The sequence below is a fragment of the Streptomyces sp. NPDC096324 genome, from assembly GCF_044763015.1.
Taxonomy (GTDB): Bacteria; Actinomycetota; Actinomycetes; order Streptomycetales; family Streptomycetaceae; genus Streptomyces.
Genome location: NZ_JBIWFK010000010.1, coordinates 179,512 through 204,971, shown reverse-complemented (window position 1 = coordinate 204,971; position 25,460 = coordinate 179,512). Strand labels below are relative to the sequence as shown.

The following is a 25,460-nucleotide window of genomic DNA, read 5'->3' as shown; positions in this document are numbered from 1 at the left end:
GCGCAGCGCCGCGAGATCGGCACTACTCAGCAGCATAGTCACAATGAGTATGCCAACGGATACTTAAAGTAGTAGACCCGTCGGCATCCCCGACCACTTGCCTTCGACGGCCAGGGCGTCCTTCAGGCGGGCTTAGGGTGCCCCCGTGAATGTCGATGATCTTCAGTGGCAGTTGAGCCATCTCGGTGGTGTCCTGCCGCGGCTTGTGGACGAGATCTTGGAACGTGGCGGTCTCGAGACGCTGGTGGAGGCCGCACGCGAGCGCGAGGACTGGTTCTGCGCTGTGGGTGCGGTACGGGGGCTGTGCACGGTAGGGGAGTTCGGGCGCGCCTGGGCGGTCATGGAGCCGTTCGCGGCGTCGGGCTGGCAGCCGGCGGTACGGGCCGGGGCCGATGTCCTTCTGCGGTGGAACCGCGTCGAGCAGGCGCTGGAACTGGCGGACCCGGGCCGGCGGGGGCAGGAGGGCGGTGACGCGTGGCGGGACTACGCCGCGGCGCTGGTCCGGGCCGGCCGGGTGGACGACGCGATCGGCGTGCTCGTCCCGTATCTGCGTGACAGGCGGGTGCTGCTGGGCCTGGTGGAGATGACCGACGGGCAAGGACGCGACGAGCGGGTGCTGGAGGTACTCACCCCGATCGCCGAGGAGTTCCGGCGTGACCCTGAGCAGCGCGGTGTCCGTGACCTGTGGGACGTCCTGGCCGGCCAGGCCCGGGTCCTGGAGCGGTCCGGCCGCGTGGACGAGGCGATCCGGCTGCTCGGCGCGGACGTGGCCGCACGCCGGTACGGGCCGGAGAACAACGTCGAGTTCTATACGGAGCTGCTGGCCCGGAACGGCCGCATCGAGGAACTGCGCGACCTCGCCACCGGTACCGAGACGTCCACCGCAGCGGCTCCGTACGTCAAGGCCTTGGAGGACCTGGGCCGAGCCGGAGAAGCGGAGGCGTACCTGCGCGACCTCATCGCCGCGAAGTATCCGGGCTGGTACGACAGCGTGCTGATGGGACTGCTCATGCGCCAGGGGCGCTTCGACGAGGCCATCGCGGCGGTGGAGCACACGTTCGACGACCTCTATGACGGAAACCTTCTCCAATCGACCCTGATCGTGCTTGCCGACCAGGGCCTACACGACAAGGCCATTGCACTCACGGAAGGACGCAGCCCCGAGTTCCTCGCGGAGAACGAGGCGTACTGGCTCCGGTCCAACCGGTGGTGGCTGATGGGAGAGGCCGGACGCGCCCGGGAAGCGATCGAGGAGATCGAGGCACTGCCGACCGGCGAGGTCGACGACCGCGAACTGACCATCGCCTGGCTGCTCGCTCAGGACGGCTGCGTCGAGCAGGCCATCGCCCGCCTGCGCCGGCTGTCCGGCAAGCAGGCCGCGACCGACCTGGCCGAACTGCTGATCGGACAGACGCGCTTTGCCGAGGCTGTCGCCGTCATCCCCGACGTGGCCGCCCAACGGGAGGAGGAACGGCGCCTCCGGACGGACTGGACGGACCCTACGGAGCCGACGGAACAGAAGGAGCCGGCTTCCTCCGACTAGCGGGCACGGGCGGGGCGATCCATGGACGGTCCCGAACGCCGTCCACTCGGAATGACGGCCGTCACCGCAGCGCGCCGGTCGTCCACACCAGGTCGATTCCACCAACGCGGGGGAGTACCTGACCGTATGCCGAGTTCTTCGAGATCAGCGATCCATGACGGGTCGAGGGCGCGGGCGGTGCCGGCGGATCGCTCAGTCCTGGGCAGGCATCACCCGGGTCACCTTGCCCTTCAGGTCGGCATCCAGATAGCCGGTGACGTGGTCGTCGGCGAGATAGACAGCCAGTCCCAGCGGGGTGTCGAACGTGTCGTCGGCAGGGCGGACCAGGACGTAGCGCATGGTCGGCCGCTGTACGTTCAGGTCCTTCTTCGCCCGCTCCAGCAGGGCGGGAAGGACGTCCCAGTCGAAGCTGTCGAGACTGAAGGGGCGTTCGCCGCCGATGATCGCGCTGCTGATGATGCCCTTCTCGACGCCCTGGCCCAGGCGGTAGGTGTAGCTGTCGTACTTGGTGTCGCTGCCCTTGACCATGATCTCCGCGGACACATACGTCGGATAGACCGTGAGGTCGCATGCGCGGTCCGTGCCGGTCGCGGCCTTGATCTCCTTCACCGCCGTCCGGATGCCGGCCGGGGTGAGCAGATCCGTCTTCGCGTCGGCCTGGGGCTTCGGCGTCGCGCGGGACGGTGTGTGCGTGGGGTCCGTCGTCCTGGCCGAGGAGGTCCCGCCGGCTGAATCGGCTGGCTTTCCGCTGTCCTTGTCGCCCCCGTCGGGCAGCAGGGTCCACACCAGAACACCCGCCAGCACGGCCCCGACGACGGACGAGGCGATCGCGATTCGGCTCTTCGCACGGTTGCCCGGCTGTGCCGTCGTCGGTCGTGTGGGGCCCGCCGGGTACGGAGTCGCCGGGCCGAAGCCCGAAGCGGGCCCGAAGCCGGTGGACGGTCCGAAGCCCGCAGCTGGTCCGAAGCCGGCGGGCGGTCCGGACCCAACCGGCGTGGAGGGCGCGGTTGTTGGACCCGGCGGGGGCGCCAGCCAGTACGACGTGGCCCCGTCCGCCCCGGCAGGAGCACTGGAAACCGTGCCGCTCGCCTCGATCGCCTCCGCGAGCAGCCGGTCCGCGGTCGTCACGTCCGCCCGGTCGGCGGGGTTCTTGACGAGCACGGCGTTCAGGAACCCGGTCAGAACTCCGGCTCGGGCGGGTGGCGGAAGCTGCTCGCTCAGCATGGCCGCCAGCGTGGCGAGGGTGGTTCCCCTGCGCAGCGGGTGATGTCCCTCGACGGCGACGTACAGCATCATCGCCAGCGACCACAGGTCGGAGCCGGGGCCGCCCTCGCCGCCGGAGATACGCTCGGGTGCCATGTAGTCGGGTGTGCCGATGATCGACCCGGTCGCGGTCAAGGCGCTCGAGTCCCTGATGGTCGCGATGCCGAAGTCGGTGAGGACGGGACGTCCATCGGGTCTCATCAGCACGTTGGCGGGTTTCACGTCCCGGTGCTGGATGCCTGCATCGTGCGCGGCGCGTAGCGCGGCCAGCACCTCGCGACCCAGCCGGGCGGCGTCGGCGGGCGACAACGGCCCCTTCTCGAGCCGGTCCTGAAACGATCCGCCGGTCACCAGTTCCATGACGAGCCACGGGTAGACGTACTCCCCGCCGTCCACCACGTGGTGGATGGTCACCACATTGGGGTGATCGACGCGGGCCAGCGCCCGTGCCTCGCGCAGTACTCGGGCCCGGAGCATCGCCGCGCCCTGCGGGTCGTACTCGGCGAGACCCGGATCGGGAGGCCGTACCTCCTTGAGCGCCACGGCCCGGTCGAGGACCAGATCGCGTGCACGCCACACCGTGCCCATGCCACCGCCACCGAGCCGCGCCTCAAGCTCGAAGCGCCCCTCAATGACCCGTCTGCCGGAATCACCCTCGTTCATGGCCGGAAGCCTACGAGATGGCTGTGACACGGCCCCAAGCAGGTGACCGCAATACTCCCAGACCGGTGCGATCGACCCTGCCCTGGCGAGTTCGACCTTCGCCAGGGCCGGCTCCAGCCCGACTGCCGAAGCGAGTTGCCGGCACTCCATCGTCTTCCCGCACGTTCGGCCCGGCCGTCGGGATGTGCTCGTCGGGCTCTCGACCGGTGCCGCTTCGACGGAGGATGAGGAGGAGCGCGGGTCCGCGTGGTGAAGTGTGGGCCTGTGACAACTCGACGGCAGGGAGCGTTTCTTCCGATGACCGCACAGCCCGTACGCCCTGAGCGCAGCGGTCCGAAGACCGCCTCGGTCATGGATGTCTCGCCGTTCAAGCCTTCTCTCGTCAAAGCGGTGTTCAGGGACGTGACCCCGATGCACGTCTCTCGGTCGGCCGCGTGGGCCGCCGCTTCGGTGACGCGGACCGTGCTGACGGAGATCATCGATGGCGCGAGGAGAGCGGCGGCGGCGGCGGAGTCCCGGAGGAAGCTGATTCCCGGGGACCTTCTCTCGGCGATCGACCGGAACGTCGAGCTCGAGGTGGGGGACAAGTGGTACGGCCACAGCCCGACGTTCCAAGGCCTGACCGGTGTCCTGTACGACGCCGAGGGTGTCATCGTGCCGTCCCCCAAGCGAAGCAGGTCGCGCAAACCGAGTGCTGTGGTCGGCGCCCACAGGTTCGAGGCCGGGGTCAAGAAGCTGCTGCGGAGCATGGGGGCGACGGCCGTCCCGGTGATGGTCCGCGACCTGGACGGCATCGCGAGCGTGTTCCTGACGGACCTCGCCCGGGACGCGGCCATGGTCGTCCGCGAGGGCGGGGTCAAACGCTTCGGTACGGTCACCCCCGTGATGTCGGGCGAACCGGGCCCACCCCCGTTCCTCAAGGATTCCCTCCGGTCCCTGTCCGCCCGCAGAGGGGACGGGCGGACCATCGGCAGCGATGACATCTTGGCCGCCACCACGATTCAGTTGTTCGGCGGCAACCTCAGACAGCGAGCCCTCACCGAGGCACGCGAGGCGACACGGAACACCTCGGCCGGCTGAGAGGGCGCGAACGACATCGCCGCCTGTCTCATCAGGCTCCCGGCGCGGCGCGGCGCGGCGCTCGGTCAGGTCTGCCGGAGTGTCGTCGGGAGCCGATCGTCAACCGCGTGCCGGCGTCATCACCCAGGCTCACGGGTGTCTGCGGAGACAAGCTATATTCGGCCATCGCGCGGTGCTGGAACAGCACTTCAGCAGTCTTCTTACCCGGAGGGGCACGATGTGGCAGGCACTGTTCCGTCGGCCCGCGGAATCGATTTATCCACGTGTGCGCGGTAAGTGCGGTGCGGGCAGGCACGTGGTGCGCAGCGAGCGGCTGCTGCTCTACACGCCGCTCATCGCCCTGGATTTGATGGCTCCCGCGGCGGCCGGCTCCGACGCCGAGGCGCAGCGCTGGCTGGGGTCCAGGCCTGACGAGCTTGTGCGGCACGAAGAAACCCGAGAGTTGTTCTTGTCCATGCGTGCGGATGACGACCTGTCAGGGTTCGCGCCCCGCGATCGCTTCAAGATGATGAGGAAGCTGGAGAAGCGCTCCGATGGTTTCTTCGCGCTGACCGCCGTGCATGTGGCCGACGGCAGATACGCGGGCGCGACGAGCGTGGACCTGCGCTCCGGCGAGATCGGTGGCTGGCTGGCTCCGGACTTCCGCCGGCAGGGACTGGGTGCCGAGCTGTTCCGCTCGGCCGTCCAGTTCGGTCACCGCCATCTCGGCCTCAAGGTCGTACGAGCGGGCGCGGAGCCGACGAACAGTGCGTCTCGAGGTGCACTCACGGCAGCGGGCTTCACCCCTGCGCCAGGACCGGCACGGTTCACCCTGGGTGACGGACGTGAGATCGACGCGTGCTGGTACCAGCATCGACAGGAAGCGACTTCGCGCTGTCGTGGCGGGAGCTGAGTCGCTCGCGAGGCCGGTCACCTGGTGCCGGACGAGTCGTTCGTCATCGGGATCACGCTCACTCCCCGTCGAGCGCTACGGCGTGATCACCGGGGTGGAGCGGCCTGATGGGCGTGGCGAGCCCCGCCCGCCCGGCGACGAGCCCTGTCAGGCGTCCTTGATCGCGGAGATCTCGAACTCGAGCTGGATCTTCTCGCTCACCAGGACACCGCCGGTCTCCAGCGCCGCGTTCCAGATGACGCCGTAGTCCTTGCGGTTGATGGTGAGCGAGCCTTCCAGGCCGACGCGAACATTGCCGAACGGGTCGGTGGCGGTGCCCTCGTAGATGAAGGGGATGGTCACCGACTTGGTGACGTCCTTGATGGTGAGATCGCCGGTGACGTCGAAACTGCTGTCGCCGCTGCGGTGGACGGCCGTGGAGACGAACGTGATCTGCGGGTACTCGTCCATGTTGAGGAAGTCGTTGCTGCGCAGATGCTTGTCGCGATCGGCGTTGCGGGTGTCGACGCTTTTGGCCTCGATGGTCACCTTGCCCCCCGACCTGGACGGGTCGGCGCCGTCGAAGGACGCGCTGCCCTCGAACTCGGAGAACGCGCCGCGGACCTTGGTGACCATCGCGTGCCGTGCGACGAAGCCGATACGGCTGTGCGCGGCGTCGATGGTGTAGCGGCCGCTCAGGGGGGACAGGTCGGTCGGGAACGCGGTCATCGCGGGACTCCTCGGGTCAGCGCGCCATGAGGTGCATAACGGACAGGGAAAACCTAACGGTCATGCTGTGTGCGCGCCCGTCGGCACGGAACGACGCGGCCGCCCGGCCGGAATCACGGGCCGGGCGACCGCGTGGAACCTGCCTCCTTCCGGGTGAACCCGTCCCGCCGGTCCATCGCCGCACGGCGGCCTTCACTCCCTCGTCGGACGCCCTCGGCATGGTCCGGCCGAAGTGGTGAAACGCCCTCGGCGGCAGGGAGCGCCTGAAAGGATCGAACGGGCTCATCGCGACGCAACCGACCGCTCACGATCACCAGCCGGGAGGCTCCGATGGACGTAGTGCTGCGAGAGGTGAGAGACACCGACCTGCCGGTGTTCTTCACTCACATGAACGATGCCGAGGGAATCCGGATGGCGGCGTTCACTGCCAAGGACCCGTCGGACAGTGAGTATTTTCATTCTCACTGGGCACGGATCCGCCAAGATCCAGCCGTCATCAATCGCACGGTCGTCGGCGAAAGCGGTGAGGTCGTCGGGCACGTGGCCGTCTACGGCCCGCCCGAGGAACGCGAGGTCACCTACTGGATCGGGCGACAGTACTGGGGCCGAGGAGCCGCGACCGCCGCGCTGCGCGAGCTGCTCGCCATCGCGGACACGCGCCCGGTGTACGCCCGCGCGGCAGCGGACAACGCGGGTTCCATCCGGGTCCTGGAGAAGTGCGGATTCGTGGTCACCGGCAATGATAGGGGCTTCGCGAACGGACGGGGCGAGGAGATCGACGAGGTGGTCCTCACTTTGCACGGCTGAGTCGGCCCGGCTGAAGGAGATCCGGTCGGGAACTGCTCCACGGATCCGACGACGCTATGGTCCGCACATGGACACCACTGCCTCACCACGCGTCCTCGTCATCGGGCTCGATCCCCGCCGGGTGCCCGGGCCGTGGGATCCCGAGCCGGTGGTCGAGGCGATCGAGGCGGGACTGGCCAGGTTCGCCGAACATGGTGTGGGCGTGGAGACCTGCCTGATCGGCCTGGACGGACGTGACGACGTGGAGACGGTCGTCGTGAACGCGCTGCGAGCCCATGCGTGGGAGTGCGTCACCGTCGGCGGCGGCCTGCGGCACTCGGACGATCAGGTTGAACTCCTCGAGCAGGTGGTCAACTTGATTCGGCGCCACGCACCCGATGCGGCCATCGCGTTCAACAGCGGCCCGGCCACCACCTACGAGGCTGCCGCCCGGTGGATCGAGTGACAGCGGCCGGGTGCCCCGGTCGGAGTTTCAGGCCGACCGCGGCACCCGGCGGGTTGAACGGTGGAGCGATTCAGCGGCGGTACCGCCGAACAGCGGGGGCTCAGCCGCGGGGCAGGACCAGTGACTGCACGTCCGGCAGGCCTCGCCAGTCGTTCGACGCGACCGTGGCATGCGCCTTGGCCAGCAGGGCGACGCGGGCCGACGCGTCGGACGCCGACGGGCTGACGTCGTCGAGAGCCGGCGACACATTCTGCGAGTCCGTCATGAACAGCAGGTAGTGGTTGGTGTCGTACCAACTCGTGTCGATGCCGTTGTTGATGTAACCGGCCGCGTCACCGTCGAACGACACGAACCAGGGGCGCAGGGTCGTGTCGGAGTAGCGGGTGCGCGGGTCGCCCGAGGCGGCGTTGTGCACCGAGGGGAAGATGTTCGCCTGCGCGGTGGTGCCGGCGGTGTGCAGGTTTCGCAGGTACGTCGCGTACTCCTTGTCCGTCCACAGCGTGTCGGTCGGGTTGTTCTCCTCGACCGTGCCGGGGATGATCTCCAGCAGCACCTTGCCCGCCAACTGCGCCCGGGTCGGCCAGTTCCCGGCCTTGGCGGCCTCGTCCAGGGTGGCGTACTGGCCACCGCCGGGCTTGTTCAGCAGGTCGTTCGGCTTGTAGACCAGGCTGCCCAGGTGCGCGGTGATCGACTTGTCCAGCTTGGCCGGGCTCATCCCGAGGTTGGCCTGGAAGCCGGCCTTCATCTCCAGCTTGATGATCAGTGGCCCGTGGCCGGGGTGCGCGCCGAGCCACACGCGGACGTCGTCCAGGCAGGTCTCCAGGTCCTTGTTGGCGCCGCCGGTGTAGAGGTCGGCGGCCGAGGAGGCGTTGACGCAGTTGTTGCTGTTGCTGGTCAGGCTGCTGTGACTGACCTTCCACTCCTGGGTGAAGAAGTCGTCCCAGACGTCCAGCTCGATCATCGAGGTACCCGTGTCGAGGCCCTGCGCGAGGTAGGTGAACGAGCTGGGGTCGTACGTGTTGTGGATTCCGGACGTGGTGGTGCCGGACAACTGGAGCGAGTTCGTGTCGGCGGCCGAGGCGGCGGCGCCTCCGACTCCGCCGGCGCCGAACGCGAGGGACAGACTCAGCACGCCGAGCAGCCCGGTACGCAGTGCGAGTGGACGCAGCGCGGGTCTACGGCGGTTCATCGAACCGGTCAAGGTTCCTCCATCGTGGGGGTGACTCTCCGTCTGGACGGTGACGGCCATGTATGAATCGACGGAGACATGACACGTAACGCGATCGAGAATCCCGCTGTCAGCTACGAATCCGGCCGATCCTTACTCAGCGCCGACTGGCTCCCAGGGCGGAGGCGTTCACGTTCCTGATGAGGTCGCCGTGCGCGGCCCGTCTCTCGGGGCGCTGGGGCGCGGCGGCTGCTGACGTTCGGGTGGCGAAGCCATCGTGAGCGGCCGTCGGTGCGCCTTCCGTATTTCGCGGAAGCCGCGGCGATCTACCGCGACCTGCTCGCCGACGGTTCCGTGGAACACCTCGCACGTGCGATGGGTTCGAGCGTGCCGTGGCGGTTCAACGCGAAGTGGTCGACATGTACCGCGCGATGGAGGGCCGTGGGGGCTGCCCCTCGTCCTACGGTTTCGTCTGGGCGCTCCTCGATCTGGCGATCTATCTTGATCTGGCCGGACAGACCGACGCGAGCCTGGAGGTCGACCGCGAGGCCGTGCGGCTCAACCGCCGCATGGCCGAAGCCGATTCACGGCACCTGGAAGGACTGGTGATCTGGCTCGCCGGGGTTTCCACCCGGTTCGCCGACCCGGGGCATCCGCGGGAAGCCGGAGAACTCCTGGACGAGGCCATCGCCGCCTGCGACCTGCTTCCGCCCGAGGACGACCTCGGGAATTTCGGATTCCGCCAGGCCGTCCAGGCCGCGTCGTTCGCCCGATCCGGTGCCCGGGACGAACGTGCCAGCGGCGAACGGACCACCCCGATCGGCGTCGGCCCGGATCCGCGGGCACTCCAACCGGTACTCGGCGTGAGCTTCGACTGGTGGGCCTTCAGCGTCCGGCAGGCCTATCGCGCGGGACGCGAAGCCATCGACGGCGCGATCTCCCTGGCAGGGGACGCCTCCGAACTCGATCCCACGCAATTGGCGGAGCCCGGCACGCTGCTGCGCCGCAGCACCATCCGCGAATCGGTCGCGTTCGACTGAGGTCCGCGGTCATTCATGGCGAAGGCCGTCCCGGCCCTGGATGAAAGTGTGGCCCTCGAACGCCGGCTTGTCGCCGCACGTCCGAACAGCGGCCCCCGCCGCTTGATCCGAGCGCTGACCGACCGAGCGATCGGACACTTGGTAGTCGGCGTGAACTCGACAGCAGGCGAGAGTCTCCGTGAAGCTCGCGACCTGTCCGCGGCCGCCGGTTGCGAATCGGACTGACGTGCCGCACGTCTTCCACTGCGTGGGGCGAACGGGGTTGTTGGGCCACAGCGAGCCCAGAGAGCACGATGCCGAGTCGACCGGCGGGGGCGTATGTCTGACGTTCCGTTGGCCAGAAGTTGCCGTTCAGCCGGAGTACACGCCGTTTCAAGATCGTCTGGCCAGAGTTCCCCCTCGTGCCTACCTCACCTTCGCGTGCCGGCGTCGCCTCTGTGTGCGCCGTGTCCCTGACACTCTCAGGATTCCTCGTCACCGGATTGCTGGCCGCTCAGCCCGCGGCCGCCGCCGACCCGGTCGGCTATCAGAACGTTCGGATCAACGAAGTCACCTCGTCGAACAACGACACGGTGGAGCTGTACAACTCCGGCTCGACCGCGGTGAGCATCAGTGGCTGGAAGATGTCCGACGACAGCTTCTCGCAGCAGTCGTTCAGCCCGTCCGCCACGTCCGTCCCGGCGGGCGGCTTCGTCACCTTCAACTCGCCCAAGGGACTGGGTGACGCGGACAAGGTGGTGATCTACACGTCCGGCGGCACGGTCGTCGACCGCGTCGAGTGGGCGACCGACAAGGCGAAGCCGGCGATGGCGCGTTGCGGCGGCGACGGCACCGGAGCCTGGGTGACCGCGACCTCGGCGGCCACTTTCGGCACCGCGAACGCCTCGGGCTGCCCGTCGTCGATCCCGGCGGCGAGCCGGGTACGGATCAACGAGGTCACCTCGGACGGCTCCGACACCGTGGAGCTGTACAACGGCGGAACGAGCGCGGTCAGCGTCGGCTCGTGGAAGTACGTCGACGCCGACACCTCCCACTCCGCGGTGACGATCTCCTCGTCCTCGCCGAGCGCGAGCAGCATCCCCGCCGGCGGCTACGTCACGTTCAACTCCACCATCGGGCTGGGCGACAACGACTCGGTCTTCCTCGTCGACAGCAGCGGCAACACCATCGACTCGCTGACCTGGACCACCAACGCCGCCAAGCCGTCGGACGAGCGCTGCGCCAATGGCACCGGCTGGTTCCAGACCGCCGCGACCGCGACGCTCGGCAGCGCGAACTCCTGCTCGGGCAGCTCCGGTGGTGGTGGCGGTTCGCAGACCGGCCAACTCCTGGGCGGCGGCGGCTCGCTCACCAGTGGGTGCGCGCCCGAAGCGCCTTCCGGCACGGGTTCCACCCCGACGGGCACCGCGGCGTGGCCGGGTGGGCTGGACGTCACGATCGTGGACAACGTCTGCGCGTTCACCACGTCCACCGGCCCGGAAGGCCGGGATGTGAGCGGCCTGGCCTTCGACCCGGCGAACCCGTCCGTGCTGTGGGCCGCCAAGAACAAGAACTGGCTGTACAAGCTGGTCAAGAGCAACGGCAAGTGGATCCCGGACGCGACCTGGAGCGCGACCGGCAAGCAGATCCGCTTCGCGAGCGGCTCCGGCGAGCCGGACTCCGAGGGCCTGACCGTCGGCGGCAACGGCCACCTCTACGTGACGTCCGAGCGCGACAACACCAACAACACGGTTCCCAAGGACACGATCCTGGAGTTCGACCCGGCCGCGACCGGATCGACGCTCACCCCGGTCCACCAGTGGGACATGACCTCGCAGTTCCCGCAGCTCAACACCGGCAGCAAGGACGACGCCAACCTCGGTTTCGAGGGCGTCGGCTACGTGCCGGACAGCTGGCTGACCGCGAACGGCTGGGTCAACCCGCTCACCGGCGCCGCCTACAACCCGGCGAACTACCCGCTGCACGGGTCGGGCCTGTTCTTCGCCGGCCTGGAGTGGGACGGCTCGCTGCACGTCTACGGTCTGAACTCCGACGGTACGTTCACCACGTTCGGCACCATCGCCACGGGCAAGGCCTCCGTGATGGACGTGACGTACGACGCCGGCACCCAGCGCCTCGTCGCGACCTGCGACAACACCTGCGGTGAGACCCACACCTTCATGAAGGTCAACGCCTCCGGCGCGATCGTGCCGGACGTGACCTACACGAACCCGGCTGTCATGCCGGCCGACAACCTGGAGGGCTTCGCGCTCGCCCCGACGTCGACCTGCGTCAGCGGCTTCCGCGAGGCGGTCTGGAGCGACGACGGCATCTACGGCTTCGGCTCCGGAACCTCCTCCTACGGACACGCGCTCTACAGCGGCACATTCCCCTGCTGATCACGCCGAACGCGGGGAGGCGGCTCCTTCACGGGGCCGCCTCCCTCATTTCGGGCGCTGGACCTCTTCAGGACGTGTGTGACGCCGTGGGTTCGGGACGGATCTGGGCCGGGGCGTGAACCGAGGCTCTGGCCGCCACGCACCAGACGTGGTCCGGAACCCGGCGAACGGTCGGATCCCCTTCGACTGCCGGGCATCGGGCCGGGTACGCCCGGGCATCAAACCGGTACGCCCAGGGGCCGCTACCGCTCCGCGTACCCGGACCGCTCCGCGTCGGCCGTACCGGTCCTGCCCGCACGCTCGTCGGGCCGGTCCGCTCAGAGCACCGACGGTTTGGCGGTGGGTTTGGGGGATCCCTGCACGGGGGCGGCAGGTGGCTGATGGTTCCCCGACTGCCCCGTGGTGGCGTTCGGAGAGGTGAGGCTCGCGGCACCGGATACGAACTGCAGCTGACCGCCCCGCAGTTGCTTCGTTCCTCGCACGTTGCCGTCCTTGGCCTCCATGCCCGCTTGGACCAGTGCCGTCCCGGCGTTCTCCCAGGTGTAGTCCTTCAGAACGTTGTGCAGTTCGCGGGCGCCGATTTTGCGCTCCGACCAGTTGTCCGCGACGTTCCCGATGGCGTCCGCCCAGGCGATGTGGCGCTGCGAGGCATCCTCGGGCGTCATGACCACACTGTCCTTGCCCAGGTGGGCCGCACCGCGCGCGGGGTCCTGGAGGAACTTGGCCGCGCCACTGTCCCGGTTCACCAGGATCGGAATGCAGTGCGCGGCGGCCTCGGTGGCCACCAGGCCGAAGCCCTCGGTCTTGGACGGCATGATCACCACGTGGTTGGCGTGCATGTCGTTGACCAGGTCCTGCTTTTCCTTGGTGAAGGGCTTGACGGTGACCCTTCCCGGTCCGCCGGCCTGGCTGTCCGCCTTGGCTTGCGTTTCCTGGAGCTTCTCCGGATTCGCGCCGCGGATGGTGAGATGCACCTTCTTGCCGTTGTCGTTGAGGTGCTTCACCGCTGCCAGGGCGTCGCTGCCCCCCTTCATGGGATCATCCATGCGCCCCATCAGCAGAACGTTGAACTGTTCCTTCGGCGAGGGCGGACTGAAGGTCTTGACCGTTTCGCCACCGGGCACGAGATCGTGCCAGCTCTTGGCCTCCGTGTTCATCGCCTGAATCCGCTGGACGTCCTCGGTCAGTGCTCCGCCGACACCGACACCGACGCGGGCCTTCCTGAGAATGTCCTTCTCGATCTTCACCTTGGCCTGGCCCGCGTCCGTCCGCATCTGAACCATGGCCGGGTCGTTCGGATCGGTGATCTTGGCCTGCTCCAGCTTCTCGGGCGAGGTGTGGAGAAAGTTCATGTGCACGGCGTCCGGATACCAGGCGGACTGCATGGCGGACGCCGCGGGTCCGGAAAACCGGCTGTGCCCGATGACGATGTCGTACTGGCCCTCTCCCGCGGCCGGAAGGCCGAAATCCCGTGGATCCTGCTGGGCCGCTTTGAGGATCGTGTCCATCTTGTCCTCGCCCGCCACCGGGGGAACCTTGTGAACGGTCGCGGCTCCGTGGTCCTGCGGGTTGTCCGTCACATAGAGCAGGTCAACTTTGTGGGCCTGGTTCTCCGCGAGCCCCTCGGTGATGAGCTTGTTGAACACGGGCACTCCGCCTAGCCCCATGCCACTCTCGTTGGAGACAACAAGGATGCGTGCCATGCCGGTTTCTCTTCTCTGTCCGCGCTCGGAAGGTATGCGATGGGGATCGGGACCTGGATCAGCCGTCGTACACGTCGACCCGTGGCGGGTCCTTCGGCCGGTGGCTTCCGGGCTTGCAGCCCGAGAACGGTCCCGAGGGGTCGCGCAGAAACGTCATCGCCGGTACCAGGAAGTCCCGGTGCCACATGGCGGGCCCGTTCATGCCGGCCTTGACGGAGGTCATTTCCTGCCATGCCATCCACAGGCCGTAGAGGTGGGCCACCGCGTCGGGGTGCTCCCACCAGCGCGGGCACCACGGGGCGCGGGACGACTCCTCTCCGGCGTAGATCGGCAGCAGGAGGTTGTGCACCCAGATGACGAGGCCGCGTTGAGCCGTCGTCAGATCGTCACCCTGCTGGTAGAGGATGAACGGGGGTGGGCCCTGTCCCGCTTCCGCTCCCTCGCCGCCGCCGGTGGTGTCGTCGTTCATCCCGTACGTCTCTCCTCTGTCATCTCGTCGGCCCCGCCGGGCGCCGATGCGGCCTCGGACGGTCCCCCTGCCGCCTCGATGACAGTCCGTGCGGTATCGGGCATGGACGTCCCTTCCTTCGGCGCGATCCTTCGGGTTCGCGTGATGCCCCACGGGTGCGGGGTGCCCTCGCAGGACTACAACGCGGCCGTGGTGCGGGGAGGTTCAACGCTCGAAGGGGATTTCTTCGGCCCTCCCACGACCCGCTCCGGACCCTCGCTCAGGCCGAGGCCCCGACGGCCTGTTTCGTTGAGCTGGCCGAGGGTGAATCGGCCGTTCCAGGAACGCTCGTAGTGCTCCTCGGGGAAGTCGCTCGGACTGGAGCCGGTGGTGAACGCGTCCCTGACGTCGGCGGCGTACTTCTCGTTGCGGGGGCACCAGGGTGCGGCGGGTATGTACATGACGTTGCCCCAGCCCTGCTGGTTCTCGACGGGCGCGACGCTGTGGATCATGTCGCAGTGCCACCACACGGAGTCGCCGGCGCTGACGTCGGGGATCGGTGTCAGGGCCCGATAGAGGACCGGGTGCCAGCGCTTGGTGACCGGGAAGACCTGGTTGGGTCGTACGCCGCACATCGAGTCCTCGGGGACGTCCGGCAGCAGCGGACGCAGCAGGAGGTAGGCCATCACCTCCGGGATCGGGACGGTGTGCAGCACGCCCTGGTCGGCATCCATGTCGGACAGCGCGGTCCAGCCCTGGAAGGTGCGGAAAGCGGAGCACATGGTGGAGCCGGGGTACTGGGGTCCGTCGGTGCGGTGGGCGGCGTCCCAGGGGTCGTACCGCTCGACATCGCCGCTGAAGAGGTGGCGGAACGCCTTCTGGTACGCCTGGGTCATCCACAGGTCCAGGTTGCCTGGATCGCAGTGGGTGCCCAGGCCGGAGGAGTCCGTGCCCGGCGGGCGGCGCCGGATGCGGTCGGGGTAGAGGGCGTCGCGGTCGGGGTCGAACCACTGGGTGCCGTCGTCGTCGGTGTGCTTCCAGAACGAGTTCAGGAACGACTGGACCGTGGCCATCCGGTCGGACTGGCGGGCCCGCATCTGCGCCTGTGACCAGTAGATCGGGTAGATCTCGGGCTTGGAGCCGACACTGCCGAAGAAGTCGTCACCGGGGCCCGTGTACGTCTCGAAGAACTTGTTGCGCTCGACGTAGCCGACGATGTCCTGGTCCCAGGCCAGTGCCTGTTCACGCGGGAAGAGTCCGCGCACGACGAGGCAGCCGCGCCTCTTGAGCTTGGCCTCCTGCGCGGGCGTGACGGTGCCGGCGGCGATGGCGTCGTAGTCCAGGACGGGCCAGACCTCCTCGCCGAGCTCGCGGTCGGCCTCGATCTCCGCGACGCGCGCCTCGATGCGCCGTTCGACGGCGGCGAACGCCTCCTCCACCGTGCGGCCGTGCGCCTCGATACGGGCGCGCAGGGCGGGCTTGAACTCACGGACGGCCGCGGCGATGTCCTCCGGGGGCCGGTTCCAGTGCGGCAGGGCGGGCACGGGGCGCTGGTCGGTGGTGAGCGTCATCTCGGCTCCTTTAGTCAGGACTCCTTACTAGAGCAACGTAGGCCCGCGTGCATGTTTAGGCAAGAGTCCTTACTAGAATGCTCGTATGACCGCGCCGAAACCGTCCCTGGAACTGCTGCGTGCCCTGACGGACGAGAACGTGCTGCGTGCCCTGATGGCTCACGACCGGCTCACCCGGGCGGAGATCGCCACCAGGACCGGCCTCTCCAAGCCGACCGTCTCCGAGAGCGTCCAGCGCCTCGAGCAGGCACGACTCCTCGTCGACACGGGCGAGCGCACCACCGGGCGCGGCCGGATCGGCTCCTACTACGCGCTGGCCCCGCACCTCGGTAACGCCCTGGTGGCGAGCATCACCCCGCACGGTGTCGTCGCCGAGGCCGTGGACGCCCTCGGGCGCACGCAAGTGCAGGTCCGCACCGCGTTGCACGCGAACGCGGGACAGGAAGCGGTCGCCGAGGCGCTCGGCGAGGCAGCCGTACGACTCGACGGCGAGACCGGTGGCCCGCTGCGCCTGGCGGTCGTGAGCGCCGCCGACCCCGTCGACCGGGCGACCGGGCGACTGGTGCACCTGCCGGACGCCCCGTTCCTGGTGGGCGCACTCGATCCGCCCGCCGTCCTGGCCGGCACGGTGATCGGCCCGGTCCTGGTGGACAACGACGTCAACTGGGCCGCCCGCGCCGAGTACGAGCAGGGGTGCGCGCAGGGCGTCGACGACTTCGTCTACCTCCACCTCGGGGAAGGCCTCGGCTGCGCCGTGGTCGGCGACGGCGTCGTGCGCAGGGGACATGGCGGTCTCGTCGGGGAGATCGCCCACCTGTACACGGCGGGGCCGGACGGACAGGCCATGGCCTTCACCGAGGTGTTCGCCGCGCTCGACCTGCGCCGGGCCTCCTCCACCGCCATCGACGTGCCGAAACTGCTGGACATCCTGGAAGCCCCCGACGCCCGCGCCGAGCAGGTACGCGTCGCACTGGCCCACGCCATCGGCGGTGTCCTGTCCGCGGCCCTCTCCTTCGCCGACCCCCGGACGGTCGTCGTGGGCGGAACCTGGGGCTCCCACCCCCGCCTGATCGCCGCGATCGAGGCACACCTCACGCGCTCGCCACGGTCCGTCCCGGTCAGTGCGGCTGCCCTGACCCTCCCCGAGCTGGCCGGAGCGCGCGCCCGTGCCGTCGAGGAGCTCGGTTCCCTGATCGTCCGCTCCGCCCACCCCGCCACGCAGTGGTGAGAACTCTCAGCCCCCTTCCGCACCGACCCACCGGAACACGATGACCACGCAACCTGCCCTCGCCCCTGCTTCCTCCGTCACCAGCCGTCCCGACATCCGGCTCGTCGTCACCGACATGGACGGCACCCTGCTCGACGCCGACGGACGTGTCCCGCACGGGCTGTGGCCGCTGCTCGCCGACCTGCGTCGCCGGGGCATCGTCTTCAGTCCCGCCAGCGGGCGCCAGTACGCCACGCTGGCGCACCTGTTCGCCGGCGCGGACGACGACATGGTCTACATAGCGGAGAACGGCGCGTTCGTCGTCCGCGGCGGCACGGAGGTCTCCTCGGACCCGCTCGACCCCGCCGTCGCCGCCCGCCTGGTCAAGTCCGTCCGGCAGCTCGTCGACGAGGGCGTGGACGCGGGCGTCGTCGTGTGCGGCAAGCGCGCGGCCTACACCGAACGCGGTGACCAGGCCTTCCTCGACGAAGTGGGCCGCTACTACAACGCGCACCGCCTGGTCGACGATGCCACCGCGGTGGACGACGAGATCGTCAAGGTCGCGGTCTTCGACTTCGGGTCGATCGAGCGCACCACGGCCCCCGCCCTGGCTTCCTTCGCCGACACCCACCAGGTCGTCGTCTCCAGCGAGCACTGGATCGACGTCATGAACCACAGCGCCGACAAGGGAATCGCCGTACGCCGGCTTCAGGAGCACCTGAACATCGGTCCGGCCCAGACGATGGTGTTCGGGGACTATCTGAACGATCTCGGCATGCTAGACGCCGCCGAATGGTCGTACGCGATGGCCAACGCCCACCCCGCCGTCATCGCCCGCGCCCGCCACCTGGCCCCCGCGCACACCGACGACGGCGTCATCCGCACCATCAGGAGCGTCCTGGACATCTGACACCGTCCCCCAACTACCGCACGAAGCACCATGGTTGACGGGATCAGTCCAGGGTGATCCGGGCGATGACGGGGAGGTGGTCGCTTCCGGTGGCGGGCAGGGTGCGAAGGTGGCCGACGGTTGCCGAGCGGGCCATGACCTGATCGATCCGGGCCACGGGGAAGGCGGCGGGAAAACTGAAGGCGAAGCCGCGCCGCGGCACGTTCATCCGCGAGGTCAGCGGGGTCAGCCCGCGGTCGTCGAGCGTGCTGTTGAAGTCGCCGAGGAGTAGGGCCGTGCGCAGTTCGTCGTCGGCGATGACCTTGCCCAGCAAGCCGGCGCTTTCGTCCCGCCAGGACGAGGCGAGACCGGTTGAGCGGATACGAACCGACGGCAGGTGCGCCACGTAGACCGCGATCTCACGGTGTCGGACGTGGACGACGGCCCGTAGCCCGCGGCTCCAGGGTTCGGTGATCTCAGCGGGTCTGATGTCCACCGTGTCGACGTCGGTGAGCGGGTGCTTCGACCAGAGTCCTACGGTGCCCGCCACCGCGCGGTACGGGTAGCGCGGTGCGAGGGTCCTTTCGTAGACCGGCAGCGCCGCGGGCACCAGTTCCTCCAGGGCGATGAGGTCGGGCTCGGCGTCGGCCAGGGAGCGGGCCGTGCCCGCGGGGTCGGTGTTCTCGTCGCCGGCGTTGTGCTGCACCACGACCAGGTCGTGCGCACCGGGCTCCGCCTCGGGCAGCAGCAGCCCGCCGAAGAGGCAGGCCCAGGCAGCCACCGGCAGGACCAGGGCCGCGAGAGCGAGCAATGAGCGACGCAGCAGCGACAGGACGAGCAGCACCATGATCACCAGCCCGGACCAGGGCAGGAACGACTCCAGCAGGCTGCCCAGGTGTCCGGGGGAGTTCGGAACAGTCCGGTGGAACGCCAACAGGATCGCTGTCAGCACCGCCGTCGCGGCGAGCACCCGCCCCCGCGTCCACGACAGCTGGACCCGCCCCCGCGTCCACGACGACAGGCCCTTCGCGGTCCCGCGCCCGGGCCGTCTCCAGCTCGCCTTCCATGGCGCTGCCGCTTCCTCCGCCGCCGTACCACCGGCTCGCGCTCTCATCGCTTCCCGTCCCTTGCCTTGTTCCTTTCCCCTTCAGGACGAGCTGCCTGGTGCTTCGGGTTCTGTTCTCAGCCGGATGGTTGGGTCGTCGTGGCGTCGGCCGGTGGTGGGAACCCGCCCCACTGAGGGGAGGGGGACGGTGCCGGTGAGGTGATGGGTTGCCCCTTGGACCAGTCGCGGTACTCCACGGAGAAGGGGTCGGAGGAGTACTGGGACAGGGAGTCGGAGTCGTCGTGGTGGAAGGGGACGGTCATCTCCAGGGACACCGGCAGGTAGTTGTCGCCGGTGACGATGGTGAAGCTCAGTTCCTTGCCCGGGCCCGCCTCGGCATAGGGGCGGTAGAAGAAGGCTCCGGTCGGGTCGGATGCCAGGGTCGCCAGGGAGACTCGGCCGGTGAGGACCCGTCCGGCGTGATCGGTTTCGCGGTAGTGATCGGCGTGCGTGATCAGCGCGGCGAGATGCTCCGGCGATGCCAACCAGCGCGTTTGCAGGGCGTTGCCGACGTCGAGGTTGTCCGTCGCGGCGCCGGCATCGCCGACGTAGGTGGTCGGCCCGTAGGTGGCCGTGTCGGTGGTGGGAGAGCTGTCCGGGGTCACCCAGGCCCGGTTGCCGATCACCACGACGTCCGGGGGAAACCAGGGGTCTTCGCCCGGCTCGTAAAGGACATGGGTCGCGGCGGCCCTCGTACCGCCGGAGGACATGCCGATACGACCCTGGCCATGGAATTGAGCGGGGTCGCTCGGATTGCGCGCGTCGATGTCGAAGGCGGTCACGGAACGGCTGACCATGGCCTGCTCGACGGCGCCTGCGGCTTGTTCCTGCCGGGTCGGACTTGCCGAGTCGGCCGTTCCGTCCACACCCGGAGCCGAAGGCACTGTCGAGGCGGTGCTCCCCTGCGTAGCAGGCGTGTCCGGCGCGCATCCGGTGGCCGTGGTGGCCACGACCACGGCAAGGCCGATCCATAACCCTCGTGCACGCACCGGCATTCCCCCGTTGTCTCATGCTTCAACTGCCTGCCGACGTACCGGACAATGCCGGTGATACGCGGTCGGGTCATGAACCTATAGCCCAGATCACCTGTTGGCGTGGGTATGGCGAAATATGCGGTGTGACGCAGCGGAAACCGCAAGGGGTAAGGGGCTCGGACGCTGTGGCGCCGGGCGGTTCCAGGTCGGAGTCACGGAAATCCAGGGAACCTCCCTCATATCGTCAGTGTGACGATATGATGAGGGTGTGTCGGGCAGACCCGTACGTACGCCCGTCCGCGCTGCCCTGAAACCGTCCCTCGGAGGATCCTGTGACACTCGGCGAAGACACCCCGACCACGGTGGACGTGCGCTGCGAACGGCTCGTACCGGGCGACCCCGCGTGGCTCTGGCACTTCCACCGGGCGCGGACCATGCTCCTGGCCCCCCTCGCCGCCGCGGCCGAGGAGCAACCGGCACAACTGCCGGACGGCGTCGACCCGGTGGCGGCCCTGGCGGCGTGGGAGGCGGTGTGTGCCACGCTCCCCGAAGCGCTGCGCAACCACGTCCCCGAGCCCGTCGAGTTCACCGAACCCGAGGAACTCACGGACCCGGCAGGATCGGTGGTCGACCGCGTGATCCGGCAGGCCGTGGAAGAGCGCGACCGGGTCGCCCGGGGCAGCGGCCTGTGGGGACCCGACGGACGCGAACACATACCCGTGCACCTGGTGGAGATCGCGGAGCACGACCTGGACACGCTGGCGGACGTCCTGGACCGCCTGACGCGTGCTCTGCACGAGCGGCTGAACGGGTCCGCGCTGCTGTACCGGATCGCCGCGCTCCACCCGTACCCGCTCGGTCCCTCCACCGCCTTGAGCCTGTGCGGCAACCTGCGGATTCTGCTGGACACGCTCCGTCCCGAGCCGGCGGCGGAGGATCTGGCACTGCTGCGGCCGCTGCTCGCACCGCCCGCGCGGGCGGACGCCGGCGAACCGGCCGCGCGGGTGCTGACCACCGAGCAGGAGGCCGCCTACCGGCGCTTCGCGTACCGGGTCGCCGACATCGTCTGCCCGGGCGACATGCGGGAGAGCGCATCCTTCGCGTGGCGGTACTGACGGAACGCCCCGTGCGAGCCTCCTCGGGTGACGGTACGACACGGTCGCCGGACGTCAGCCGCGGCGGCGCCCGTACTGGCGGGCCAGTGCGTGGAAGGCTTCCTTCGGTTCCCAGTGAACGCCGGAAGCCGGGTCGCCGGGACGGTCCTCGATCGTCTTCACGATGCTGTAGCTCGCCATGTCGAGGTCGTGGCGCGGGTCATGGGGGCGGTGTGGAGCGTCGCGGGTGACGAAGGTGTACGCCATCGCCGAATACAGCCCCATCGCCTCGAACGCCGCCAGCACGTCCGTCAGATACGTGGCCTGAGCGCGCTCACCGCGTACGAGACCGGCCTTGATCTCCGGAGGCTCCTTCGTGTAGTCGACGACGTCCCAGCCCATGCCGCCCCGCTCGGGCGCGCCCTCGAAGGTGCAGCAGCCGAACTCCATGACGGCGACCGGCTTCCCGAAGCGGCGGAAGGGGGCGAGATCGCGGAGGTAGTCCGAGGGCTGTCGGAAGTACGAGTAGTAGTCGATCCCCACGAGGTCGAAGAGCCCCCAGTCGACGTCCTCGTCCTGGGCGGCGGAGTACGTCAGACGTCCATGAAAGACGGAGCGGCCCACCCTCGCCGCCTTCGCGGTGAAGCGGTGCAGTCCCCGGGCCATGAGGACCGGGTCGAAGTCGCCCTTGAGCAGGTTCTCGACGCGCTCCTGGACGTTCGCGCCGGGCACGATGCCGGGGACGTACAGCACGAACTCGCAGCCGACGCTCAGATGCACGCCGGCACCCTGCCGCCGCAGCCGCTCGGCGTATCGGCCGGTCTCCGCGAGATGGTCCAGGATCTCCCGCTCGGGCACGTCCCCGAGCGCCGGTTCGAGCCAGACGTTCAGTCCGCGCTCCGCCGCCTCGGCCGCGGTCGCGGTGAGCCGTTCGACACCGTCCCCGGTGACCTTGACGGAATTGGCGTGCAGGTCACGGGAGATGGCTCGCAGGTCCCCGCGCATGTCGCGAACGTTCCACGCCGTCGCGGGCGTCTCCCCGGCACCGACCTCGTACACCACGCCCCGGTGGGTCAGCCCGCGTCGGCCGTGCGTCACCCGCCCGTCCGAGGCCGGTGCCTGCCCCGCCGCCCCGACGGGCAGCGCCACCGCGCCGCCGACCGCCGCGGCCATCCCCAGAAACCGCGCCCGGCTTATTCCCGGCGTTCCCCGCATCGTGCCTCCCGACTCCCCGCACCGGCGTCCTTCGCCTCGGACCCAGTCTCGGAAGCCGCGGCCCCTCCCGCCGTCCGCCGAAGGCCTACGAAGCCGGTCCAAGGGTCTACGAAGACGGTTCAAAGGCCTGTGAAAACGGTCCGATGGTCTACGAAGCCGGTCCGAAGGGAGGAATCCGGGTGCGCTCCGCCCGGGCTTCGGACAGGGCCCGACGCCCGGAAGCCGAGCGGTCCGGAATACGAACGTGCCTGACCGGATACTGCTCTTGACGGTCAGTCAGTCCCACCTTCACCATCCAGGCACCCCATTCACCGTGGAATCCCCGGACACCCCACGCCCCCTCGTGGGAACTCCGCCCGGATTCCCTGGAATTCGGAGCCCCCCACATGAAGCTCTCCCTTCCTGTGCGTGCCTCGGCGACCGCTGTCGTCGCGGCCGCCGCGCTGCTCACCGGCGGTTCCATAGCCGGGGCGGCCCCCGCCCCGGTGGCCACCGCCGCGCCCGACATCCCCGTGGCCAACGTCAAGGCCCACCTCGCCCAGCTCCAGTCCATCGCCACCGCCAACGGCGGCAACCGCGCGCACGGCCGGACCGGATACAAGGCGTCCCTCGACTATGTGAAGGCCAAGCTGGACGCGGCCGGGTTCACCACGACCGTCCAGCAGTTCACCTCAAGCGGCCGCACCGGCTACAACCTGATCGCCGACTGGCCCGGCGGTGATACCGGCCAAGTCGTCATGTCCGGCTCCCACTTGGACAGTGTGACGGCGGGTCCCGGCATCAACGACAACGGCTCCGGTTCGGCGGCCGTGCTGGAGACGGCACTCGCCGTGGCCCGGTCCAACTACCAGCCCACGAAACACCTCCGGTTCGCCTGGTGGGGTGCGGAGGAGCTGGGCATGGTGGGCTCGCGCTACTACGTGAACAGCCTCACCACCGCGAACCGTTCGAAGATCAGCGGCTACCTGAACTTCGACATGATCGGCTCGCCGAACCCGGGGTACTTCGTCTACGACGACGACCCGGCCATCGAGAAGACCTTCCAGACGTACTTCACCGGGATCGGAGTCTCCACGGAGATCGAGACCGAGGGCGACGGACGCTCGGACCACGCGCCCTTCAAGAACGCGGGCATCCCCGTCGGCGGCCTGTTCAGCGGCGCCGACTACATCAAGACGTCCGCCCAGGCCGCCAAGTGGGGTGGCACCGCGGGCAAGGCCTTCGACGCCTGCTACCACTCCTCGTGCGACACGTCGTCGAACATCAACGACACGGCGCTGAACCGGAACGCCGACGCGTTGGCGTACGCGGTGTGGGGGCTGTCGGCGTAGCGCCGCTCCGACCGCAGGTCATCCGTACGGTGGGCCGTCGTTCGCCGTGAGGTGTTCCGCGAGCGCGGGTGGGGGCCCTCGGGCCCGTACCCGCGCTCCGCCCGGTGTTCAGCGTGACCGTCGAGTGGTGTTCGGCGCGTTCATCGAGCTGGAGTGCCGGTATTTGTACAGGCGGTAGTTGGCCGTGCTGCGGCATGATGGCGGCCATGGACAGACTGGACGGACACACTTCCGACTGGGTGACTCTCTTCCGCTTCGAGAACGTCCCTGGCCGCCCGCGACCCGGTCGGCTCCTGTCGGTTTGACTGCGTGACCGGGGGATCGACTGGTACCCCTTCGCCGAACAGGACCTTGTGATCGACCTTATGTGCGGCGTGCGCGCCGACGGGCACTGGCACGGCACGATCGTCGTCCGTGTTCGTGCGGACGCCCTGCGACGGCTCGGACTCCATCCCGATCAGCCGACATCCGCGCCGGCCGACCCGCTGCCACCCAAGTGGTGGGGCCCGTGGGCGCGTTGGGGGAGGAGGCCGGATCCCGGTCCCGACGAAGCCGATCGCGGGTGACAGGGAACCCCCGCACTCCGGAATCCGTCTCTCCGTGCGTCATCTTGTATCGAATGTTTGACACAAGATTCCGTCTACGGCATCTTGTACTAGCAGATTGATACAAGATGACCTGAGGGGACCTCTCCATGCTCGACGCCGCCCCGCTCCAGCGCCGCTTCCTCGAGCATGCCGACCACTACGCCCGTTGGTCGGGCCTGGCCATCGGCATCATCGCCGCACAGGCGACGGCCACACTGGGGCACGTGGAGTTCGAGCAGCGCGTCGTGTTCTGCATCACGGCCTTCGGCCTCTGCGCGGTGGCGGGTGTCCTTCTCGCCGACGCGCTGACTCTGGTCCCGCAGGACGTGGTGCGCACCGCGACGCTCGCCCCGCGCCTGGTCAGAGACCACGTGCCACCGCGTATGGGCCCCCTGATCGCCCTTCAGGGGGTCTCGCTCGCCGTGCTGCTGACGATCACGGCCGCCACCGCCTCCGTCGACCCCGACCGCGTCCTCGGTACGGGGAAGGTCGTCGCCGTCACCTGCAACGGGATGCGGACCTCGCTGGGCCCCTGGCCCGGCCTGTACTACAGCCTCCCGATGTTCGGCGCGCTCGCCATAGCCACTCCGACCTGCGTGTGGGCCCTGCGCCGGATCGCCGACGGGCCGGGCGGGGAACAGCAGCGTCGCGACCGTGCGTGGGCGGTCACCGGAGCCTGGGGGCTGCTGGTGTCGAGCCAGCAGTTGTATGCCGTACTGATGGTCTCCGTCTCGCTGACGGACACGGGCTGCGCCGGTGCGATGGGCGCGCTCACCTTCTGGGTGTTCTACCCGCTGGCCCTGCTGAACCTGTTCACCCTCGTCTGGTCCCTGGTCACCTTGGTGGCCCCCCGAGCCGTCGGCGACAATACGGCGGAGGAGTTGTCCGACAATGAGTGAGCCCGCCGTCCGCGTCGACACCACGAGTCAGGTGCCGCCGTACGCGCAGATCCGCGCCCAGCTCGGCGCGCTGATTCTCACCGGACGGCTGGTCGAGGGCGACCGGCTGCCGACCGTGCGTCAGTTGGCCACGGACCTCGGCCTCGCACCCGGCACCGTGGCCCGCGCCTACCGCGAGCTGGAGGCCGCCGAGCTCATCCGCACCCGCCGCGGAGCGGGCTCCCGGGTCGCGGCACCCCCGCACGGCCCGACCCGCCCCCATGCCTCCCAACTCGCCACCCTCGCACGCGACTTCACCTCGGCAGCCCGCGCCCTGGGGGCCGACACCGAGACCATCCTGGCCGCGGTGCGCGCCGCCCTGACCCCGGACCGTCCCTAGCCTCCTCGGGCTGCTCGGCCGCGCGCACCGCTGATCGCCGGACCACTCTTGGCGTCGGCGATCAGCGTGCT

The 25,460-nt window shown here is 69.0% G+C and carries 22 protein-coding genes; 13 read left to right on the top strand and 9 right to left on the bottom strand.

The features are described 5' to 3' along the window. Window positions 1-145: 145 nt before the first annotated feature. On the top strand, window positions 146-1,543 hold the full coding sequence (locus ACIQ7M_RS27965; RefSeq protein WP_403649437.1) for a hypothetical protein: 1,398 nt from the start codon (window positions 146-148) through the stop codon (window positions 1,541-1,543). A gap of 192 nt (window positions 1,544-1,735) precedes the next feature. Here the strand turns inward: ACIQ7M_RS27965 and ACIQ7M_RS27960 are convergent, their stop codons facing one another. Further along, window positions 1,736-3,469 carry a serine/threonine-protein kinase gene (locus ACIQ7M_RS27960; protein WP_403649434.1) on the bottom strand — a complete coding sequence of 578 codons (1,734 nt, stop codon included), beginning with the start codon at window positions 3,467-3,469 and terminating at the stop codon, window positions 1,736-1,738. A gap of 297 nt (window positions 3,470-3,766) precedes the next feature. On the opposite strand from ACIQ7M_RS27960, the gene ACIQ7M_RS27955 reads away from it, so the two are divergent. Further along, window positions 3,767-4,549, top strand: a complete 783-nt coding sequence (locus tag ACIQ7M_RS27955; protein WP_403649431.1) for a hypothetical protein — start codon at window positions 3,767-3,769, stop codon at window positions 4,547-4,549. A gap of 172 nt (window positions 4,550-4,721) precedes the next feature. After that, complete coding sequence (locus ACIQ7M_RS27950) at window positions 4,722-5,441, top strand: GNAT family N-acetyltransferase (protein WP_403649428.1); 720 nt, start codon at window positions 4,722-4,724, stop codon at window positions 5,439-5,441. 147 nt (window positions 5,442-5,588) lie between these two features. On the opposite strand, the gene ACIQ7M_RS27945 is transcribed toward ACIQ7M_RS27950, so the two are convergent. Beyond that, on the bottom strand, window positions 5,589-6,149 hold the full coding sequence (locus ACIQ7M_RS27945) for a YceI family protein (RefSeq protein ID WP_386978280.1): 561 nt from the start codon (window positions 6,147-6,149) through the stop codon (window positions 5,589-5,591). A 330-nt stretch (window positions 6,150-6,479) separates the two neighbouring features. On the opposite strand from ACIQ7M_RS27945, the gene ACIQ7M_RS27940 reads away from it, so the two are divergent. Both ACIQ7M_RS27940 and ACIQ7M_RS27935 read left to right on the top strand, forming a co-directional pair. Continuing rightward, on the top strand, window positions 6,480-6,956 hold the full coding sequence (locus ACIQ7M_RS27940; RefSeq protein ID WP_386978277.1) for a GNAT family N-acetyltransferase: 477 nt from the start codon (window positions 6,480-6,482) through the stop codon (window positions 6,954-6,956). A 67-nt stretch (window positions 6,957-7,023) separates the two neighbouring features. Next, complete coding sequence (locus ACIQ7M_RS27935; protein WP_403649425.1) at window positions 7,024-7,401, top strand: hypothetical protein; 378 nt, start codon at window positions 7,024-7,026, stop codon at window positions 7,399-7,401. Between the two features lie 100 nt (window positions 7,402-7,501). Here the strand turns inward: ACIQ7M_RS27935 and ACIQ7M_RS27930 are convergent, their stop codons facing one another. Then, a complete protein-coding gene (locus ACIQ7M_RS27930) occupies window positions 7,502-8,590 on the bottom strand; it encodes a phosphatidylinositol-specific phospholipase C domain-containing protein (RefSeq protein ID WP_403649422.1) in 1,089 nt (362 codons plus the stop codon). Between the two features lie 371 nt (window positions 8,591-8,961). On the opposite strand from ACIQ7M_RS27930, the gene ACIQ7M_RS27925 reads away from it, so the two are divergent. Both ACIQ7M_RS27925 and ACIQ7M_RS27920 read left to right on the top strand, forming a co-directional pair. Beyond that, a complete protein-coding gene (locus tag ACIQ7M_RS27925; RefSeq protein WP_403649419.1) occupies window positions 8,962-9,609 on the top strand; it encodes a hypothetical protein in 648 nt (215 codons plus the stop codon). Window positions 9,610-10,055: 446 nt separating this feature from the next. Next, the gene (locus ACIQ7M_RS27920) at window positions 10,056-11,987 is read left to right on the top strand and encodes a lamin tail domain-containing protein (RefSeq protein WP_403649416.1); all 1,932 of its coding nucleotides are present in this window, start codon (window positions 10,056-10,058) and stop codon (window positions 11,985-11,987) included. 317 nt (window positions 11,988-12,304) lie between these two features. Here the strand turns inward: ACIQ7M_RS27920 and ACIQ7M_RS27915 are convergent, their stop codons facing one another. The 3 genes from ACIQ7M_RS27915 to ACIQ7M_RS27905 form a co-directional block, all read right to left on the bottom strand. Then, window positions 12,305-13,690: a glycosyltransferase family 4 protein gene (locus ACIQ7M_RS27915; RefSeq protein ID WP_403649413.1), complete on the bottom strand. Its 1,386-nt coding sequence runs from the start codon at window positions 13,688-13,690 to the stop codon at window positions 12,305-12,307. Window positions 13,691-13,748: 58 nt separating this feature from the next. Next, window positions 13,749-14,159 (bottom strand): DUF4913 domain-containing protein, encoded by a 411-nt coding sequence (locus tag ACIQ7M_RS27910; RefSeq protein ID WP_403649410.1) that lies wholly within the window; start codon window positions 14,157-14,159, stop codon window positions 13,749-13,751. 176 nt (window positions 14,160-14,335) lie between these two features. After that, on the bottom strand, window positions 14,336-15,709 hold the full coding sequence (locus tag ACIQ7M_RS27905; protein WP_403649407.1) for a DUF1479 domain-containing protein: 1,374 nt from the start codon (window positions 15,707-15,709) through the stop codon (window positions 14,336-14,338). Between the two features lie 85 nt (window positions 15,710-15,794). Here ACIQ7M_RS27905 and ACIQ7M_RS27900 point away from each other — a divergent pair, with 85 nt between their 5' ends. Then, window positions 15,795-16,937, top strand: coding sequence for an ROK family transcriptional regulator (locus ACIQ7M_RS27900; protein WP_403649405.1), 1,143 nt, complete (start codon window positions 15,795-15,797; stop codon window positions 16,935-16,937). A 40-nt stretch (window positions 16,938-16,977) separates the two neighbouring features. Then, window positions 16,978-17,826 (top strand): Cof-type HAD-IIB family hydrolase, encoded by an 849-nt coding sequence (locus ACIQ7M_RS27895; RefSeq protein WP_386978239.1) that lies wholly within the window; start codon window positions 16,978-16,980, stop codon window positions 17,824-17,826. A gap of 43 nt (window positions 17,827-17,869) precedes the next feature. On the opposite strand, the gene ACIQ7M_RS27890 is transcribed toward ACIQ7M_RS27895, so the two are convergent. Together ACIQ7M_RS27890 and ACIQ7M_RS27885 are read right to left on the bottom strand one after the other, a co-directional pair. Continuing rightward, window positions 17,870-18,919, bottom strand: coding sequence for an endonuclease/exonuclease/phosphatase family protein (locus tag ACIQ7M_RS27890; RefSeq protein ID WP_403649401.1), 1,050 nt, complete (start codon window positions 18,917-18,919; stop codon window positions 17,870-17,872). A 68-nt stretch (window positions 18,920-18,987) separates the two neighbouring features. Then, the gene (locus ACIQ7M_RS27885; RefSeq protein ID WP_403649398.1) at window positions 18,988-19,776 is read right to left on the bottom strand and encodes a hypothetical protein; all 789 of its coding nucleotides are present in this window, start codon (window positions 19,774-19,776) and stop codon (window positions 18,988-18,990) included. A gap of 440 nt (window positions 19,777-20,216) precedes the next feature. Between ACIQ7M_RS27885 and ACIQ7M_RS27880 the strand changes: the two genes are divergently transcribed. Then, a complete protein-coding gene (locus ACIQ7M_RS27880) occupies window positions 20,217-20,999 on the top strand; it encodes a hypothetical protein (protein WP_403649395.1) in 783 nt (260 codons plus the stop codon). Between the two features lie 54 nt (window positions 21,000-21,053). Here the strand turns inward: ACIQ7M_RS27880 and ACIQ7M_RS27875 are convergent, their stop codons facing one another. Further along, window positions 21,054-22,193 carry an abortive phage infection protein gene (locus ACIQ7M_RS27875; protein WP_403649392.1) on the bottom strand — a complete coding sequence of 380 codons (1,140 nt, stop codon included), beginning with the start codon at window positions 22,191-22,193 and terminating at the stop codon, window positions 21,054-21,056. Between the two features lie 386 nt (window positions 22,194-22,579). Here ACIQ7M_RS27875 and ACIQ7M_RS27870 point away from each other — a divergent pair, with 386 nt between their 5' ends. The 3 genes from ACIQ7M_RS27870 (at window position 22,580) to ACIQ7M_RS27860 (ending at window position 25,389) form a co-directional block, all read left to right on the top strand. Then, window positions 22,580-23,524: a M28 family metallopeptidase gene (locus ACIQ7M_RS27870; RefSeq protein WP_403649389.1), complete on the top strand. Its 945-nt coding sequence runs from the start codon at window positions 22,580-22,582 to the stop codon at window positions 23,522-23,524. Between the two features lie 694 nt (window positions 23,525-24,218). After that, complete coding sequence (locus ACIQ7M_RS27865; protein WP_403649386.1) at window positions 24,219-25,010, top strand: hypothetical protein; 792 nt, start codon at window positions 24,219-24,221, stop codon at window positions 25,008-25,010. Continuing rightward, window positions 25,003-25,389, top strand: a complete 387-nt coding sequence (locus tag ACIQ7M_RS27860) for a GntR family transcriptional regulator (protein ID WP_403649383.1) — start codon at window positions 25,003-25,005, stop codon at window positions 25,387-25,389. Before ACIQ7M_RS27865 ends, ACIQ7M_RS27860 begins: the two co-directional genes overlap by 8 nt. Window positions 25,390-25,460: the final 71 nt, after the last annotated feature.

Coding starts and splice junctions, on each gene's coding strand:
- ACIQ7M_RS27960 (WP_403649434.1), bottom strand. CDS start 3,469: ATGAACGAGGGTGATTCCGGCAGACGGGTCATTGAGGGGCGCTTCGAG.
- ACIQ7M_RS27955 (WP_403649431.1), top strand. CDS start 3,767: ATGACCGCACAGCCCGTACGCCCTGAGCGCAGCGGTCCGAAGACCGCC.
- ACIQ7M_RS27945 (WP_386978280.1), bottom strand. CDS start 6,149: ATGACCGCGTTCCCGACCGACCTGTCCCCCCTGAGCGGCCGCTACACC.
- ACIQ7M_RS27940 (WP_386978277.1), top strand. CDS start 6,480: ATGGACGTAGTGCTGCGAGAGGTGAGAGACACCGACCTGCCGGTGTTC.
- ACIQ7M_RS27935 (WP_403649425.1), top strand. CDS start 7,024: ATGGACACCACTGCCTCACCACGCGTCCTCGTCATCGGGCTCGATCCC.
- ACIQ7M_RS27930 (WP_403649422.1), bottom strand. CDS start 8,590: ATGAACCGCCGTAGACCCGCGCTGCGTCCACTCGCACTGCGTACCGGG.
- ACIQ7M_RS27915 (WP_403649413.1), bottom strand. CDS start 13,690: ATGGCACGCATCCTTGTTGTCTCCAACGAGAGTGGCATGGGGCTAGGC.
- ACIQ7M_RS27910 (WP_403649410.1), bottom strand. CDS start 14,159: ATGAACGACGACACCACCGGCGGCGGCGAGGGAGCGGAAGCGGGACAG.
- ACIQ7M_RS27905 (WP_403649407.1), bottom strand. CDS start 15,709: ATGACGCTCACCACCGACCAGCGCCCCGTGCCCGCCCTGCCGCACTGG.
- ACIQ7M_RS27900 (WP_403649405.1), top strand. CDS start 15,795: ATGACCGCGCCGAAACCGTCCCTGGAACTGCTGCGTGCCCTGACGGAC.
- ACIQ7M_RS27895 (WP_386978239.1), top strand. CDS start 16,978: ATGACCACGCAACCTGCCCTCGCCCCTGCTTCCTCCGTCACCAGCCGT.
- ACIQ7M_RS27890 (WP_403649401.1), bottom strand. CDS start 18,919: ATGAGAGCGCGAGCCGGTGGTACGGCGGCGGAGGAAGCGGCAGCGCCA.
- ACIQ7M_RS27875 (WP_403649392.1), bottom strand. CDS start 22,193: ATGCGGGGAACGCCGGGAATAAGCCGGGCGCGGTTTCTGGGGATGGCC.
- ACIQ7M_RS27870 (WP_403649389.1), top strand. CDS start 22,580: ATGAAGCTCTCCCTTCCTGTGCGTGCCTCGGCGACCGCTGTCGTCGCG.
- ACIQ7M_RS27865 (WP_403649386.1), top strand. CDS start 24,219: ATGCTCGACGCCGCCCCGCTCCAGCGCCGCTTCCTCGAGCATGCCGAC.
- ACIQ7M_RS27860 (WP_403649383.1), top strand. CDS start 25,003: ATGAGTGAGCCCGCCGTCCGCGTCGACACCACGAGTCAGGTGCCGCCG.